This is a genomic window from Nitrosomonas sp. Nm84 (assembly GCF_003201565.1).
Classification (GTDB): Bacteria; Pseudomonadota; Gammaproteobacteria; order Burkholderiales; family Nitrosomonadaceae; genus Nitrosomonas.
The window spans coordinates 1-14,064 of the sequence record NZ_QJJP01000028.1; the positions used below are offsets into that span (position 1 = coordinate 1).

At 44.8% G+C, this 14,064-nt stretch carries 17 protein-coding genes and 1 pseudogene; 7 read left to right on the plus strand and 11 right to left on the minus strand.

The window, feature by feature from the left end:
* Positions 1-27 precede the first annotated feature (27 nt).
* The 5 genes from C8R34_RS12875 to C8R34_RS12890 form a co-directional block, all read right to left on the minus strand.
* Positions 28-378 carry a hypothetical protein gene (locus tag C8R34_RS12875; protein WP_110341251.1) on the minus strand — a complete coding sequence of 117 codons (351 nt, stop codon included), beginning with the start codon at positions 376-378 and terminating at the stop codon, positions 28-30.
* A 280-nt stretch (positions 379-658) separates the two neighbouring features.
* Entirely contained in the window at positions 659-841 is a 183-nt protein-coding gene (locus tag C8R34_RS17420) for a hypothetical protein (RefSeq protein ID WP_165872574.1), read from the minus strand.
* Positions 842-1,162 (minus strand): hypothetical protein, encoded by a 321-nt coding sequence (locus C8R34_RS12880; protein ID WP_110341253.1) that lies wholly within the window; start codon positions 1,160-1,162, stop codon positions 842-844. It lies immediately after the preceding gene.
* Between the two features lie 232 nt (positions 1,163-1,394).
* On the minus strand, positions 1,395-3,218 hold the full coding sequence (locus C8R34_RS12885; protein ID WP_110341255.1) for a monovalent cation:proton antiporter-2 (CPA2) family protein: 1,824 nt from the start codon (positions 3,216-3,218) through the stop codon (positions 1,395-1,397).
* Positions 3,219-3,412: 194 nt separating this feature from the next.
* Positions 3,413-3,757 (minus strand): hypothetical protein, encoded by a 345-nt coding sequence (locus C8R34_RS12890; protein WP_110341257.1) that lies wholly within the window; start codon positions 3,755-3,757, stop codon positions 3,413-3,415.
* A 119-nt stretch (positions 3,758-3,876) separates the two neighbouring features.
* Here C8R34_RS12890 and C8R34_RS12895 point away from each other — a divergent pair, with 119 nt between their 5' ends.
* Positions 3,877-4,116 (plus strand): hypothetical protein, encoded by a 240-nt coding sequence (locus C8R34_RS12895; protein ID WP_110341259.1) that lies wholly within the window; start codon positions 3,877-3,879, stop codon positions 4,114-4,116.
* 52 nt (positions 4,117-4,168) lie between these two features.
* Here the strand turns inward: C8R34_RS12895 and C8R34_RS12900 are convergent, their stop codons facing one another.
* The 5 genes from C8R34_RS12900 to amrB are packed head-to-tail and all read right to left on the minus strand — an operon-like array spanning position 4,169 to position 7,271.
* Positions 4,169-4,657: a dienelactone hydrolase family protein gene (locus C8R34_RS12900; protein WP_309146191.1), complete on the minus strand. Its 489-nt coding sequence runs from the start codon at positions 4,655-4,657 to the stop codon at positions 4,169-4,171.
* Positions 4,651-4,797: a hypothetical protein gene (locus C8R34_RS17300; RefSeq protein WP_309146192.1), complete on the minus strand. Its 147-nt coding sequence runs from the start codon at positions 4,795-4,797 to the stop codon at positions 4,651-4,653. The genes C8R34_RS12900 and C8R34_RS17300 overlap by 7 nt, the downstream gene beginning before the upstream one ends.
* Positions 4,794-5,891 (minus strand): AmmeMemoRadiSam system radical SAM enzyme, encoded by a 1,098-nt coding sequence (gene amrS / locus C8R34_RS12905; RefSeq protein WP_110341261.1) that lies wholly within the window; start codon positions 5,889-5,891, stop codon positions 4,794-4,796. The genes C8R34_RS17300 and amrS overlap by 4 nt, the downstream gene beginning before the upstream one ends.
* Positions 5,884-6,474 carry an AmmeMemoRadiSam system protein A gene (amrA, locus tag C8R34_RS12910; protein ID WP_110341263.1) on the minus strand — a complete coding sequence of 197 codons (591 nt, stop codon included), beginning with the start codon at positions 6,472-6,474 and terminating at the stop codon, positions 5,884-5,886. Before amrA ends, amrS begins: the two co-directional genes overlap by 8 nt.
* Before the next feature lie 11 nt (positions 6,475-6,485).
* Positions 6,486-7,271, minus strand: coding sequence for an AmmeMemoRadiSam system protein B (gene amrB / locus C8R34_RS12915; protein ID WP_110341265.1), 786 nt, complete (start codon positions 7,269-7,271; stop codon positions 6,486-6,488).
* Positions 7,272-7,581: 310 nt separating this feature from the next.
* Here amrB and C8R34_RS17425 point away from each other — a divergent pair.
* The 4 genes and pseudogenes from C8R34_RS17425 to smbP all read left to right on the plus strand — a co-directional run bounded on the left by C8R34_RS17425 (position 7,582) and on the right by smbP (position 10,971).
* A pseudogene (locus C8R34_RS17425) lies at positions 7,582-7,986 on the plus strand (hypothetical protein).
* 228 nt (positions 7,987-8,214) lie between these two features.
* Positions 8,215-9,384, plus strand: coding sequence for a glycoside hydrolase (locus tag C8R34_RS12925; protein ID WP_110341267.1), 1,170 nt, complete (start codon positions 8,215-8,217; stop codon positions 9,382-9,384).
* A 489-nt stretch (positions 9,385-9,873) separates the two neighbouring features.
* Positions 9,874-10,404 (plus strand): hypothetical protein, encoded by a 531-nt coding sequence (locus C8R34_RS12930; RefSeq protein WP_110341269.1) that lies wholly within the window; start codon positions 9,874-9,876, stop codon positions 10,402-10,404.
* Positions 10,405-10,626: 222 nt separating this feature from the next.
* A complete protein-coding gene (gene smbP, locus C8R34_RS12935; RefSeq protein WP_110341271.1) occupies positions 10,627-10,971 on the plus strand; it encodes a small metal-binding protein SmbP in 345 nt (114 codons plus the stop codon).
* Between the two features lie 159 nt (positions 10,972-11,130).
* Here the strand turns inward: smbP and C8R34_RS12940 are convergent, their stop codons facing one another.
* Complete coding sequence (locus C8R34_RS12940) at positions 11,131-11,886, minus strand: endonuclease/exonuclease/phosphatase family protein (protein WP_110341273.1); 756 nt, start codon at positions 11,884-11,886, stop codon at positions 11,131-11,133.
* A 109-nt stretch (positions 11,887-11,995) separates the two neighbouring features.
* Here C8R34_RS12940 and C8R34_RS12945 point away from each other — a divergent pair, with 109 nt between their 5' ends.
* Positions 11,996-12,631: a CDP-alcohol phosphatidyltransferase family protein gene (locus tag C8R34_RS12945; protein ID WP_110341317.1), complete on the plus strand. Its 636-nt coding sequence runs from the start codon at positions 11,996-11,998 to the stop codon at positions 12,629-12,631.
* Positions 12,632-12,758: 127 nt separating this feature from the next.
* A complete protein-coding gene (locus tag C8R34_RS12950; protein ID WP_110341275.1) occupies positions 12,759-13,988 on the plus strand; it encodes an EAL domain-containing protein in 1,230 nt (409 codons plus the stop codon).
* Positions 13,989-14,064 lie beyond the last annotated feature (76 nt).

Genomic DNA, 14,064 nt, shown 5'->3' on the forward strand with positions numbered 1-14,064 from the left:
GCATCGTAAGAAGTGTATAAAAACCGATTAACCAACTATACCAGGTGGAAACTTTTCGACGCCGATTCCTGGAAAGTTTTCAATGCCGATTGACACACCATGCCGAGAAGGATCACCTTTTTTATAATAATAAATATCCCATTGATAGATATATTCCGGTCCCAACGCATTTTCACCTTGTGTGGGTCGATAAAAATTGATTTGCCCATATTTCTTATCAAACTTATCCGCCGGCAATGTCACCGTTTCATACACTCTAATCCCGCCATCAATGGCGCATAAGCGATCTACCTCGGCATCCAATTGCCCCTTACTCGGCCCGCTTGCACAGGCGATAATCAGTGGCAATATCAATAAAAAGAGAAAGAAAGTTTTCATACGATGAATCTCCATTGGGTGAATGTTCTTATTCCGGTCTCACAAGTTTAGAAAGCTTCAAAGCGCCATCTATGTTAAATGCGTCGTAATTTACTTCGTCAATACAATGGAATGAAACGCGATCAATGTCTTATGCGGGGCTTTGAATCCTTGGTTCTATGATTTTCTATGCGGACAGCATTTTTCCCACTGAACAGGTAAGAATTCCTACAGGACAAGCTTGGCGATAGTACGACTAACCACCGTAAATCAAATTGATGAATGGCAGCTTGTTTACCTGTTATATCTGAAATTCTAAACCGCGAGGCGGAGCAAGGTTGATTGAAAAAACGCAGTTAAAACGACCATCTAATCCGGCATTGACAGTGTAGGTATCCGTACCGACTTCGCCTTCGAGATAGTCATCGCCCTCGCTACCGTTGAGAATGTCATCTCCGCCACCGCCATAAAAATGATTTTCAATCTAATTGTTCGCATCATTGCCACCAAAGAAATAAGGCGGCGTGTTATCGAATAGTTCACCTTGCGAAATCTTATAGCCGGTGGTTACATCCTCGAAATAGTTGTTGATGTTTTGGTAACTGTGATTGCTTGAATTGGATGAAACCGTGGAGTCGAGCGGGTTTTTGTCTTCGATGTTGAACCAGTTCTTGCGGATCAGCATTGTCATGCGATCCACTAAGTACGCCGATGCCAGCGCATCCGTTCCGGTTTCCGGATCAAAGCGATCTAAAGCACCGTTTGAATTGAACACGCTGTAATCAACACCATTTCCTTCCAGCATGGAAGGATTGAGCGCAACCAGCGCGGATTCAAGCGTTTTTTTGGTGGGCGCGCTCGTAGAATCATTGAATGAGCCGTAGTCGATATGCCGCCTCGAATTCCCTGATCAGTCTCTGCTCGTACTTTCGGTGAATAACTGATTTGATTTCTCATCTTTCCTCCTCCCAAATCATTTTATCTTCGAAAAACCCAAGGCGATTCAATCAATCTTTTTAATGGCCGGTTCTATAGGATCAGCTTTCTGGGGTATTAACCTCAGTAGCCGTATCTTGAGTGAGCGCTGTGGCTTCCCGTTTGGGTGGTAGAAGCGGAGTTTGCTCCTGCGTATTGCTAAGCACTAGATCGCGACCAGCGTACTCACCCCCAGCAATCTCCAACTGAAACCTTTCGGTATCACGGCTTCTGATGTCATTTGCAATTATGGCAATTTCTTCTTCAGTTACCCCTAATTCATGCAATGTTGCCTGACCAAAGAGAAACGCGGACTCGAATGTTTCGCGAATTTGGAAATCAACGCCACGCTGAACGAGTTCTCGTGAATGGGTTCTGTCAAAGGAACGTACCAGGAGTTTAGCGAGTGGAAATTCACTTTTAACCAATTCAACGATGCGATTCGATATGCTCTTTTGATCGACGCAGACAAGAATGGCGCGAGCATTATGAGCACCGGAAGCGCGCAGAACATCTAACCGAGACCCGTCTCCGTAATAAATTTTGAATCCGAACTTACTCGCATTTCGAATCATATTTGGATTTGAGTCGATAATTGTTACGTCTACATTGCGAGCCAAGAGCAATTGGCTGATCACTTGTCCGAATCGCCCAAAGCCAATTAGTAGGACACTGCCCGAGAGACCATTCGCGTCCTCTACGTCTTCTTTGGATTCAGCAATGACTGGAGCAAGCTTTTTGTAAATTGCAACGAAGAGTGGAGTCAATCCCATAGACAGAACAACGACCGCAGTCATATTCGCATTCACGGTCGCATCAATGACGCTCGCTGCGGCTGCAGCAGTGAAAAGGACAAAAGCGAATTCCCCACCTTGGGCCATCAAGAACATTCTATCGATCGCGTTGGCATTCGATGTCCCGGAAAGCCGCGCTACAATGTAAATACACAGCGCTTTTATCGCCATCATCGCCAAGGTTGCCGTCAAAATTAGAACCCAGCTTTCGATGACAACATCCAGGTTCAGGGACATGCCGACCCCAATAAAAAATAATCCTAACAAGATTCCTCGGAAAGGCTCGATATCCGCTTCAATCTGGTGACGAAAGGAAGATTCTGCCAAGAGAACCCCGGCAAGAAAAGCTCCCATAGCCATAGAGAGTCCACTGATTTGCATCAGTAAAGCCGAACCAAGCACGACAAAAAGAGCTGCCGCGGTCATAACCTCACGAGCTTTTGCCATTGCAAGAACTCGAAATAACGGGTTCAGAAGCCAAACTCCGCATACGATGACACCTGCGAGCGAACCGACGCCGATTGCAACAGCGAGTAATGAGGAGCCTTGCGCGCTTTCGACAACATTCGGGGACATCAGTGCAACGATTGCTAACAGCGGGATGATTAAAAGATCTTCAAAGAGAAGAATCGCGACGATCTTCTGTCCTCTTGGAAGCGCAATATCTCCGCGCTCCTCGAGAAGTTGCATCACGATCGCGGTTGAGGTTAGTACAAAGCCCATTGCACTGATAAACGAAACCGCGACTGAGAATCCAAAAGCGATACCAATGCCAGTGAGCGCAATCGTACAAAAAATAATTTGTAGCGAGCCCAGGCCAAAAATATCTCGGCGCAAACTCCAAAGATGTGAAGGACGCATCTCTAACCCGATCACGAAAAGGAACATCACCACACCGAGCTCTGCAACGTGAAGGATCGTGTGGGAGTCGGAAAACAGCTGCAGACCGAAGGGCCCGATAATCAATCCAGCGACAAGATAGCCGAGCACTGAGCCGAGACCCAATCTGCGAAAAATTGGGACCATCACGACGGCAGCGCCCAAAAGAGTGACGACTTTTAAAAGATCAACGGGACTGGTTACTTCGCTCATACTTGTCAAGCCTATTTTAAAGTTTATGAATTGTGTGTGGACTAAAGTGATTCCCTGTAACTGAACAACCTGAAGATCAGGTTAAGTTCTGCCTAGGTAGTTAATTAGGTTCAGGCAGCTTGATGAATTGCTGTAAATTGATAATAAACCGCATTGGAGTTCGGTTATCAAGCCCTTGATGAAAACGTTCTTGATTATACCAGCCAAACCGCTGAACCAGATTCTGCTTTATCTCGTCGCATAGCAGTTTCCTGAGCACTCTGTGAAACAGGGTGCCCTTTTTTGTAATCATGAATATTCCATGGGTAGATATATTCGGGTCCCAACACATTTTCGCCTTGAGTAGGTCGATAAAAATTGATTTGCCCATAACTAGAGAAAGTGTCAGTATCCGTGCCGGTTCCGCCTTCGAGATAGTCGCCGCCACCCTTGCCGTCAAAGGCGTCATTTCCCGCGTCACCGATCAGAATATCGCTTTTACTGGCAGCAACGACCCAATCATCGCCGTTCCCTGCAGCGTAATAAATACCGTTATTCACATGATTTTAAGATGATGACGTGAGCTCTCGTTGACTAATATCAAAGAACTCATCGGTGTTTCTGGTCAGTATAGCTATTGACCAATTTAAGATAGTTAATCAACAAGGAGAACGATCAAATGCACAGCAAAACACTAGGGATAAATACCAGAAAATCTGCACTTGAAAACCAACCCGTTCCTATCAATGATAAACATCAATACCAGAACATAACCGCATATTGTCGTACCGATAAACATGATTCCAAAAGCAACAAGAGGGATGCTGCTGAAGATTGGTTCGAAGCTGATGAAGATAGCGAATTAGAAATGTGTGATATCGATGCCAGCGATTTTCAGTTGCCGGAAGACGATTTCTAATAAAGAATCATATAATTGACGTGATATTTCCTAGCAGTTAATAGCAGAAGCTTCAATGCAGATATTTTAAGAACCAACTGGCTGCAAACTGTGCAGCCAGCTCCAGCGTACCGGATTCTACAAATAAATGCGTCGCGCCGGGCACAAGCACCAATTTCTTTTCACATGTCATCAGTGCATAAGCCTGTTCGTTCAGTTCAATCACACCATCATCCTCGCCACCGACGACAAATAATGTCGGCGCAATCACTTGACCTAGCGCAATTTCTCCCGCCAGATCAGGACGCCCGCCCCGTGATACCACGGCGGCAATTGCACCGCCCATCTTAGCGGCGGCTTGTAATGCTGCGGCTGCGCCGGTGCTGGCACCGAAATAACCAATGGGTAAAGTCTTTGCTTCAGAATTAGCCTGGAGCCAGGCAGTGGCGGCAAGCAAGCGATGCGTCAGCAGATCGATGTCGAAGCGCATCGCATCATCCTGGTCTTCCACACGTGTCAGCAGATCAAACAACAACGTACCGATACCCTGTTGCCTCAGCACGTTGGCAACAAAGGTGTGCGCGGACTGAAACGACTGCTGCCGCTGCCGTGCGCGAACAGCACGACACCGGATGTGGCAGGCGGCAATACCAATTCACCGGCCAATTCGACTGCATCGACTGGGATTTTCACGGCTGTCATGCAGCCGCTCCGACTCTGACCGGGATACGCTGTCTACCAAACTGGCCGGCAAATTGTCCAAAGCGGCCTGCAATCGCAGTATTGCAGTTTTCACAGCAACCTTCCTGAGTTAACCGGTATTGCTTGATCTCATACCAGTCGCGCACAATCAGCTCAGTTCCGCATGCCGGGCAATACGTTGTGTCGCCTGCCACATGATGGACATTGCCGGTATACACATACCGTAATCCGGCATCCAGTGCTATCTTGCGCGCCTGAATCAGCGTTTTAGCCGGTGTAGGCGGTTTATCATTGAGTTTGTAATCCGGATGAAAAGCGCTGAAATGCAATGGCACATCGGTACCCAATTCTTTGACGATCCACTCGCTCATCGCGTTGATTTCCTGGATTGAATCGTTCAGACCCGGAATTAATAACGTCGTCAGCTCAAACCATACATTGGTTTCATGCTTAAGATACTGTAACGTCTCCAGCACAGGCTGCAGATGCGATCCGGTCTGCCTGACATAAAATTCATCGGTAAATGCTTTGAGATCAACGTTGGCAGCATCCATCTTGGCAAAAAAATCACGCCGCGGTTGTGCATGGATATAACCCGCCGTTACGGCGACAGTTTTGATGTTTCGGGCGTGACAGGCATCGGCCACATCCATTGCATACTCGGCAAAAATCACCGGATCGTTGTAAGTAAACGCCACACTCTTGCAGCCATACCGTTCTGCACACTGCGCAATAGCTTCCGGACTGGCCTGATCAAGCAGCCTGTCAAAGCTGCGTGATTTGGAGATATCCCAGTTCTGGCAAAATTTGCAGGCAAGATTACAACCTGCCGTGCCAAACGACAAAACGCTGCTACCGGGATAAAAATGATTCAATGGCTTTTTCTCGATAGGGTCGATACAAAAACCGGACGAACGCCCGTATGTCGTCAGCACCATGGCGTCACCGACACGGCCACGGACGAAACAGGCGCCACGCTGTCCTTCATGTAATTTGCAATCACGCGGACACAAATCACACTGAATCCGGCCATCGTCCAATGCGTGCCAGTATTTGGCCGGGTATTGCTCAACGTCACTAATCGGTTCATCCATGCGTACGCTCCTTGCAATAATCCGCTTCACGCCACTTGCTCACGGTATACCGGGATAACTGGATATCCTCAGCCCAGAAATCCTCACTCAACCTGGCTTTCGACTTTAATCTGGCGAGAAACTGCTGCGGTTGCGGCAAGCTTTCCCATACCTGAGGCAAAAAGGTACTGCGGTAAGACCCATACTCAAACACCACCCCGTCAATATCCGGACGCAATTGTGCCAGCGCATCGGCTTCACTGATGAAATCAATCGGTTGCAATTCGGAAAGTAATGACACTTCCACACTGACCGTACCTAACTCATCCGCCGCCAATGGCATGAAACGAGGATCGTATAGCGCTGCTGATACCGCATTATTGCTGACATCTTCGATCAGCGGGTCACACGCCTGCAACGAACCGATACAACCGCGCAACTCATCCCATTGCGTCAGGGTGACAAACGTTGCTCCCGGTCGGGAAAGCCATGGCATATTCTCATTCACTGCCGCAGGCGCGCAAGGTACATGCAAAGCACGGGAAATAGCGGCGCGCGCAATGTGCAACAGTATTCTTCCTTGTTCATTTTTTTCAAGTGACATGCTCGTTCCCCCTATTCGCCAAATGCAATCGCTGCATAACCCACCACTTGATCCCATGATCCTGCCGTATCTCCGGAATTTCTCAAATCCAACAAATGCGGCGTGAGGTGGTGTTTCTGGGCTGCCATGATCAATCCGTTGATGGGGATACTGCCGCAGGCACGTTCATGCTCAATAGGATGCCGCAACTGCAATATCGATTGAACCGTCTCACTGTCGACGCGCTGCGCTGTCGCGTATGGCAAATAATGCGAAAGATCGGAACTGATCACAATCAAAGTTTCCTGCCCACCCCACACGCAATTCAACACCTCAGCCACCTCTTCCGCCGCTGCCATACCGACCGCCAATGGCAGCAAACTAAATTCACCCAATACGCTTTGCAAAAATGGCAACTGCACTTCCAGAGAATGCTCCAACGCATGCGCTTCTTTATTGACAGTCACTTGTGGCAAATGTGTAATCGCATTCACTAAATCCATATCCAGTTTTACGCTGCCCAGCGGCATATCGAATACATCCACGCCCGGCAAAGCTAAACCACGCACAGCAATACGATGTGCAGGCCCAAGCAACACCACACGATAAATATCTGTAGCGACAGCACTTAAATTTGCATACGCCGCCGCAGCGACAGCGCCTGAATAGATATACCCAGCATGCGGAACGATCAATACCTTTGGTTTTAAATCATGCACGCTCGCTTTTGCAAGCAAATGCCGCACATCCTGTTTAAGCTGCCATGCATCAGCGGGATAAAACAAACCTGCCACTGCTGGCGAACGAATCATTGTCATAATGTCTCCCCTTTAGTAATACCCATACCATTATAAGACACAGAATCAAGAAAATAATTGCAGTGATATAACTGCTATCAGCATAAAATATTGTATATAATTCAGCATATTATTTCATGTATCGAATTCTATCTATCTGGTGATACAGGTAAAAATAGACATTTCAGTATTTTTTACATAATCTAAGTTTTTTGCATTGAAACGAACTGATGTTATCCTAAAAATGGATTTTTGCTTTGTCTCTAGACTATCAGATACAATCTGTTAGTCTAGTAAGACGTTAAGAAACAGTAAATTAACTGATTATTACATTAAAAAACAATTCAATGCTTTTGCATTGATATACCCGCCAGCAAACAGCTCTGCTATTAGGTAAAAATCGTAACAGGATTAATCGTTGGTATGACATTTTCGCAAGTAATATATCGCCATCAGATTGTCCTTAAAGACAAGTTAATGGCTGGCGTGGCTATAATGGTTTGGTAGATGTAGGATACTCCAAGCATTTTCGTGTATTCCATGGTGATAATGAATTTGCTCGGGATGGGCATTGCCCTATTAGCGGTATCGAATCGTTCTGGAGCTTTACCAAGCGGCGGCTTGCAAAGTTTAACGGCGTATCAGTTAACTTCGAGCTGCATATAAAAGAATCTGAAGGAAAAAACAACCTGATGAACTTGCTAGTGAACTATGGCAACTCATCAGATATTATTAACTCTGCTAGTCTAGAGCCTTGCTTTTATTCACAATGCTTCTTTATACTTATTCCGGCGATTGTCACAGTTGTCCCAATTTCACGATTGATTGTTGTGATTGTTCTGGTTAAATTATTTTCTACATTGGGCATCTTGGGAGAAAAAATGCATTTCTCTATAATTCAAGACATTGATTGCCCATAATAAGGAAGGAAAAGCGTAAGACCTATTTTTAACAAGGATTGTATATGAAAATCAATACCTCCCTCGTACCTGTGTGTAATGATCATCGCCTAAATATAGTGAAACACAAGCGTGCGATATCTATCGCATTGCTGTTCGTAATAGGCGCCATCTGGACTGCCTGCGGCGTAGCATATGCCGCCGACAATACCAGCCTTTCTGCAACCACTGCGGTTAAGTGGCATCCAGGTCATTACTATACACTTATGGGCGATAAGAATAATCCCAAGTATATGGCGCAAGTGTATAGAGAGCTCAAAAAAACTCCGTTATTACGCGGACTACAAATTCGTTATGATTGGGCAGAACTGGAGTCGGCAGAAAATATGTATGACTTTACATCCATTGAGCAGCGTCTTGCTGAACTTGCTGCACAAAAGAAACGGCTTATTATTTTACTACAAATCAAAACATTCAACCCTTCAACAGCTGCCATACCAGATTACTTGAAGCGTGAAGATAGCACATTTCCTTTTAGCAATTTGGGTAAAAAAGATATTAGAGGATATAATTTAAAGCTGTGGAATCCTGTTGTACATGATCGTCTAGTAGCCCTAATCAGCGAATTGGGAAAGCGCTTCAACTCTCACCCTTACTTTGAAGGTATCGGCCTGCCAGAAACAGCCATAGGACAACCTTTAGTAGAGATACCCAAAAACCAATTAGATAACTTTTACAATAGCCTGCTCAGCATAAATCAGCAGTTACGTAAACACTTTCCCAATACAATGACGTACCAATTCACCAACTATCCACGTCCGATGCTCAAATCATTCGTAAATAAACTAAGAGAAATGGGAACAGGACTGGGAGGTCCAGATACTTTTATCGAAGACCCAGGATTACTCACTAGAGAGTCAAAGAATTCGGCAAAAGGTGTTTATCATTATTATCCTGAGCTTTCTGGAATAGTGCCTCTGACGCCTTCGGTAATGCAAACAAACTATGCGACTACCCGACACGATAAAGCCGGTAAAGCGCCCAGTAGAGCGCCCACTGTCGCAGAGTTATTTTCTTTCGCCCGTGACCGATTGAAAGCTAATTATATTTTCTGGACACGTGCGCCAGGTTATTTTCCCAACGTGCTGGCAATGCTCAATGGACTTCAAACCGGCGACCCCGCCGGTGGCCTGGATTCGACTTGTCCCAAGGCTTATCCCGCTTGCATTGACTGACACACTCATTGAAAAATATGCCTGAAGTGATTGTCGCAAAGCGAGAATGGGTGATCCGGATTAATCCAAGTTCCCATCGAAGTATGTATTGGCTGCTCAATCATTCCGAGTAATGCCCAGTATGCTGATATCTGCAGCTCAGTGTATAGCCGGATGGCGGCCTGCTGTTCCACTTTCCATTTCAACAGCAATGGATAGCTGTTTTTTTAATCAACCCAAGTGATTCGGCAGGCATGGTAATATTTACTTGTTGAATCATCGTCTCGGCCAGAATTGTTAGAAAAACACGACAATTTCTGGTCGAAATTACCCATAGCAATATAAATTTTCAATACTGCTCCCTATTGCTTCGATATTTCTAGCAGCTAAAACATCCTCCTAAACAAGCCCACCGCCACAACCCTTTTCGTCCGAACAAACTACATTATCTTCTTCGATATCCCCGAATTAAATAGTAAAATAGAGTGAATTACATAAACGAAAACCCTTATGGCCTTTATCGCAGACTCCATTACAACCTTCTATGACAAAGAGGAAGACAGACTTAGCTTAATATTCAGCGGCAAAGATAAGAAACAGCTACTGGGTCTTATGACACGTCAGTTTTTTAAAGGCTTATTAATTCAACTGCCTAACTGGCTTTCTCAACAGTATACTGCTGCTATGCCCAAGACATCCGAGCAGCAGTGGGAAATCAATCACCTGCATCATCAGATATCGCAACAGAACGTAGCCGTTACATATGGAAAAATACAACCCGATCATCAGATTGAATCTTTTCTAATTCACACCATCAATTTAACCAAAAGAAAATCGACCGATAGTGATCAGAAAATCAAACTTGAATTCCTGGATTCAAGCAAAGCCACCGAAATTATCTTTGTACTCAATGCTGCACAGCTGCATAAATTAATTGGAGAAATTCTCAAGCAGGTACATGCTTGGGATATTGAGAATCCATGGCAGGAAGAAAATATAACTTCTTTTTCATCAGATACTAAAGATAGAATCGTGCATTGACCCCTCCGCATAGTATTGTGGCTTGTTGCTGCTCAAACGAAATTTAATGGCGTTTTCTACTATTATTTTTTCCACGATCTGTGATATAAGTAAATCATGTGCTGGTCGATAGAGAAAGGAGCGCTGGGAAAGTGATATGCCTTCTCGTGTTGAATTAACCAGTACAGTTTGCAGCAAGTGTTCATATTTTTAATATATCAATATAAAAAAGGAGTCATTGTCATGCGAGCTATATCAACAACGATTGCAGCAGGAACATTAGTATTGTTTATGAGCGCCCAAGTTTGGGCAACTGATGCCGGACATACTTCAGAAGCGATGGAGCATGCTGGAAAATCCCAAGCACATGGCGAAATGGGGCATGCAAAAGAAGCGCTTCAACATGCAAAAGACAGCATGGCACATGCTAAAGAGGCAGGTAAAGGGCATGCCGATGCACATAAACATATGGATGAAGCCGTTAAGCACTTAGAAGAAGCGATTAAACATGCAGAAATGGGTCATGGTGCTGAATCAGCCAAGCATTCCGAAGAAGCGATCAAACATATGCGCAAATCCGGTCATTAATCCTTCGAACCAATAAATACCCTCGGCAAAGCTGGGGGTCAATCTAATAGCTTCTCCTCAGTCAGAATCGCAAGAATCGCCTATTCTCAAGATAGTCACTCGGCATCACGCCTTGATTCCTTTCAACCCTCTGTATTTCTCTTGGTCTTGAATATAGGGTTAAATCAATCTGAATTCAGCCAACAATGGGGTATGGTCAGATAGGCGGCGCCATGGTTGACCTTGCAAGTGCATACAATCAATGACATCAAAACCGCGAAAATAGATACGATCCATCGATAATACAGGCAACCAGGCTGGAAATGTGCGCGCATAAGAACCGTGGGTATTTTTAAAAACTTCCTGAACACCCAGATCCTGGTGCAGGTAATATTCGGCGCGACCGCGCCAATCATTGAAATCACCAGCAATAATCAACGGCTCATCCGATGGAACATGGGATTTGATGCGCTTGGCCAATAATGAAAGTTGGCGTTCTCTTTCAAGTTCAAACAAACCCAGGTGAACGCAAATAATATGAATTTTCTGGTCGTTTTCAGGAACCTGAATTGTTCCATGTAATAAGCTGCGGCTGGCCGATCGCAACATGGAAACATTGATATTCTCCCATTCAATAAAAGGATACTTGCTCAAAATTGCATTACCATGATGCCCTGACTCATAAATCGCGTTCTTTCCATATGCATGATGATGCCAAACCTGGTCGGCCAGAAATTCAAATTGCCGGGTATTAGGCCAGTCGTCAAAGCGATTCTTGGATATGTCGCGTTCACCATGCACTTCTTGTAGACAAACAATATCCGCATCCATGCGACGTAGCGCGTTTTTTATTTCATGCAGAATAAAACGCAGGTTAGTTGCGCTGAATCCCTTGTGAATATTGTAAGTCAGAACTTTTATCGAAGTATCGGGCATTGCATTTCAGAATTTTTGCGCTTTTTACAAGTCATAGTACCCATGCGTTCCTTATACCCTATTTCTTTCCGATTGCGCAGTAGCCATTGCATCTTAGTCATGCATGATCATGCCAAACCACGCTAAAAATCAAATAATTAATTTGCCCAACCTGGTAAGCCTGATACGGATATTCATGGCACCGGTGTTATTTTATTTTGCATTCACTCAGCAGCCGTATTGGTTCATTGGCGTATTAGTATTTGCAGTATTTACCGATGTACTGGATGGTTTTCTTGCCAGAATATTGAATCAGATCACCCCAATGGGCTCGCACCTTGATAGTTGGGGTGATTTCATCATCTATTCAACGATGGCAATCTGCGCTTGGGTATTATGGCCGGATATCATACTACGGGAACAGCTTTATTTCATTATCATTGTCGTTAGCTTCACATTGCCGGTTTGTATCGGTCTCATCAAATTTCACACCGTCAGCAGCTATCACACGTGGAGTGTAAAACTCGCTGTCGCGGTCACTGTGGTAGGTTATATTCTGCTTTTTACCGACCTATCCGATTGGCCTTTCCGATTCGCTGCCTTATTTTGCCTGTATGCAGCCATTGAAGAAATCATGATTACGCTGCTGATCCCACATGAGCTGGTGGATGTCAGAACAGCATGGCAAGCATTGAAGTACCGGCAGAAACATAAAGCAGCTATCAATAAAACTCAGGAAAAAAACCGAAATGCTGAAATCCGATAGAAATAATGGCTTGCGGTTTTGCACACCCACACTATCGGTGTCGCTATCATCTTTATAGAAACACAGTGTATGATCTGTGAAAAGCAGCGTATCGTATTCCTATTCTATTATTTACTCAAAAACAGTCATGAACAGCGCATCCACTATTAAGATTTTGATCCTTGACGATGATACTTTCATGCTCAAGCTATTGACCCAAATGCTTGCCAAACAGGGTTATACCGCTGTCAGTTCTTGCGACAATGGTCGCGATGCGCTCACAAAAATTGATGATGCCGATACTCGTCCTGATTTGATTCTGCTCGATCTCAACATGCCGGATATGGATGGCATCGAATTTGTGCGATATCTGGTTGACCGGCAATATCGCGGCGATCTTATTCTGGTCAGCGGTGAAGATGAACGTATGCTAAAAACTGCCGAGAAATTGGTTCATGCGCATAAAATACCGATGCTTGGCTATCTGCACAAACCCGTTAATCCCGATAAATTATCTGAAATAATGAGTCATTGGGAACCTCATCTTCTAGAAAAGAAACCACAATCCAATAAAAAAATTTATAGTGCAGGGGAATTGCAATCTGCCATTTCCAATCATGAATTAGTAAATTATTATCAGCCGAAGGTATCTGTGAAAACCGGTGAAGTGATTGGTGTCGAAACATTGGTGCGGTGGCATCACCCAACCGATGGCCTAATATTTCCCGATCACTTTATCGGTATTGCAGAAAAAAATCATCTGATCAATGAACTAACCACTTGCGTTCTGACCAATGCCTTGACGCAAGCCAAAATATGGCAAGAAAAGGGATTGAACCTGCGCGTGGCAATTAATCTTTCAATGGATAATCTAGCATCGCTTGATTTTCAGGATCTTGTAGTCAATCTGGTTACTCAGGCAGGTCTGTCACCACAAGGCATTGTATTGGAAGTAACCGAAAGCCAGGTGATGGGCGCTGATGCACGAGTTCCACTCGAAATTCTGACGCGATTACGCCTCAAACGATTTCATTTGTCGATTGATGATTTCGGTACTGGACATTCATCATTAGCCCAATTGCGGGATATTCCTTTTGATGAACTCAAGATTGATCAAAGTTTTGTCCACCGCGCATGGACAGATGACACGCTACGCGCCATCTACGACGCCAGTTTATCCGTGGCGAAACAATTAGGTATGGAAACTGTAGCAGAAGGTGTGGAAGATCAGCATGATTGGGAATTATTACGTCAAACGGGATGTGATTTAGCGCAAGGCAATTTTGTTTCAAAACCACTACAGGCTGCCGATTTTTCCACTTGGACAGAAGAATGGAAAAACAGAGTGCGCAGTGGATTAATAGCTGATTCCGTGTAGTCTTTATGGGTCGATTATTACCAAAAGATTCAAGCGTAGCGGCAACGCGATCGTTTTCCAACGACCTGTTAAAACC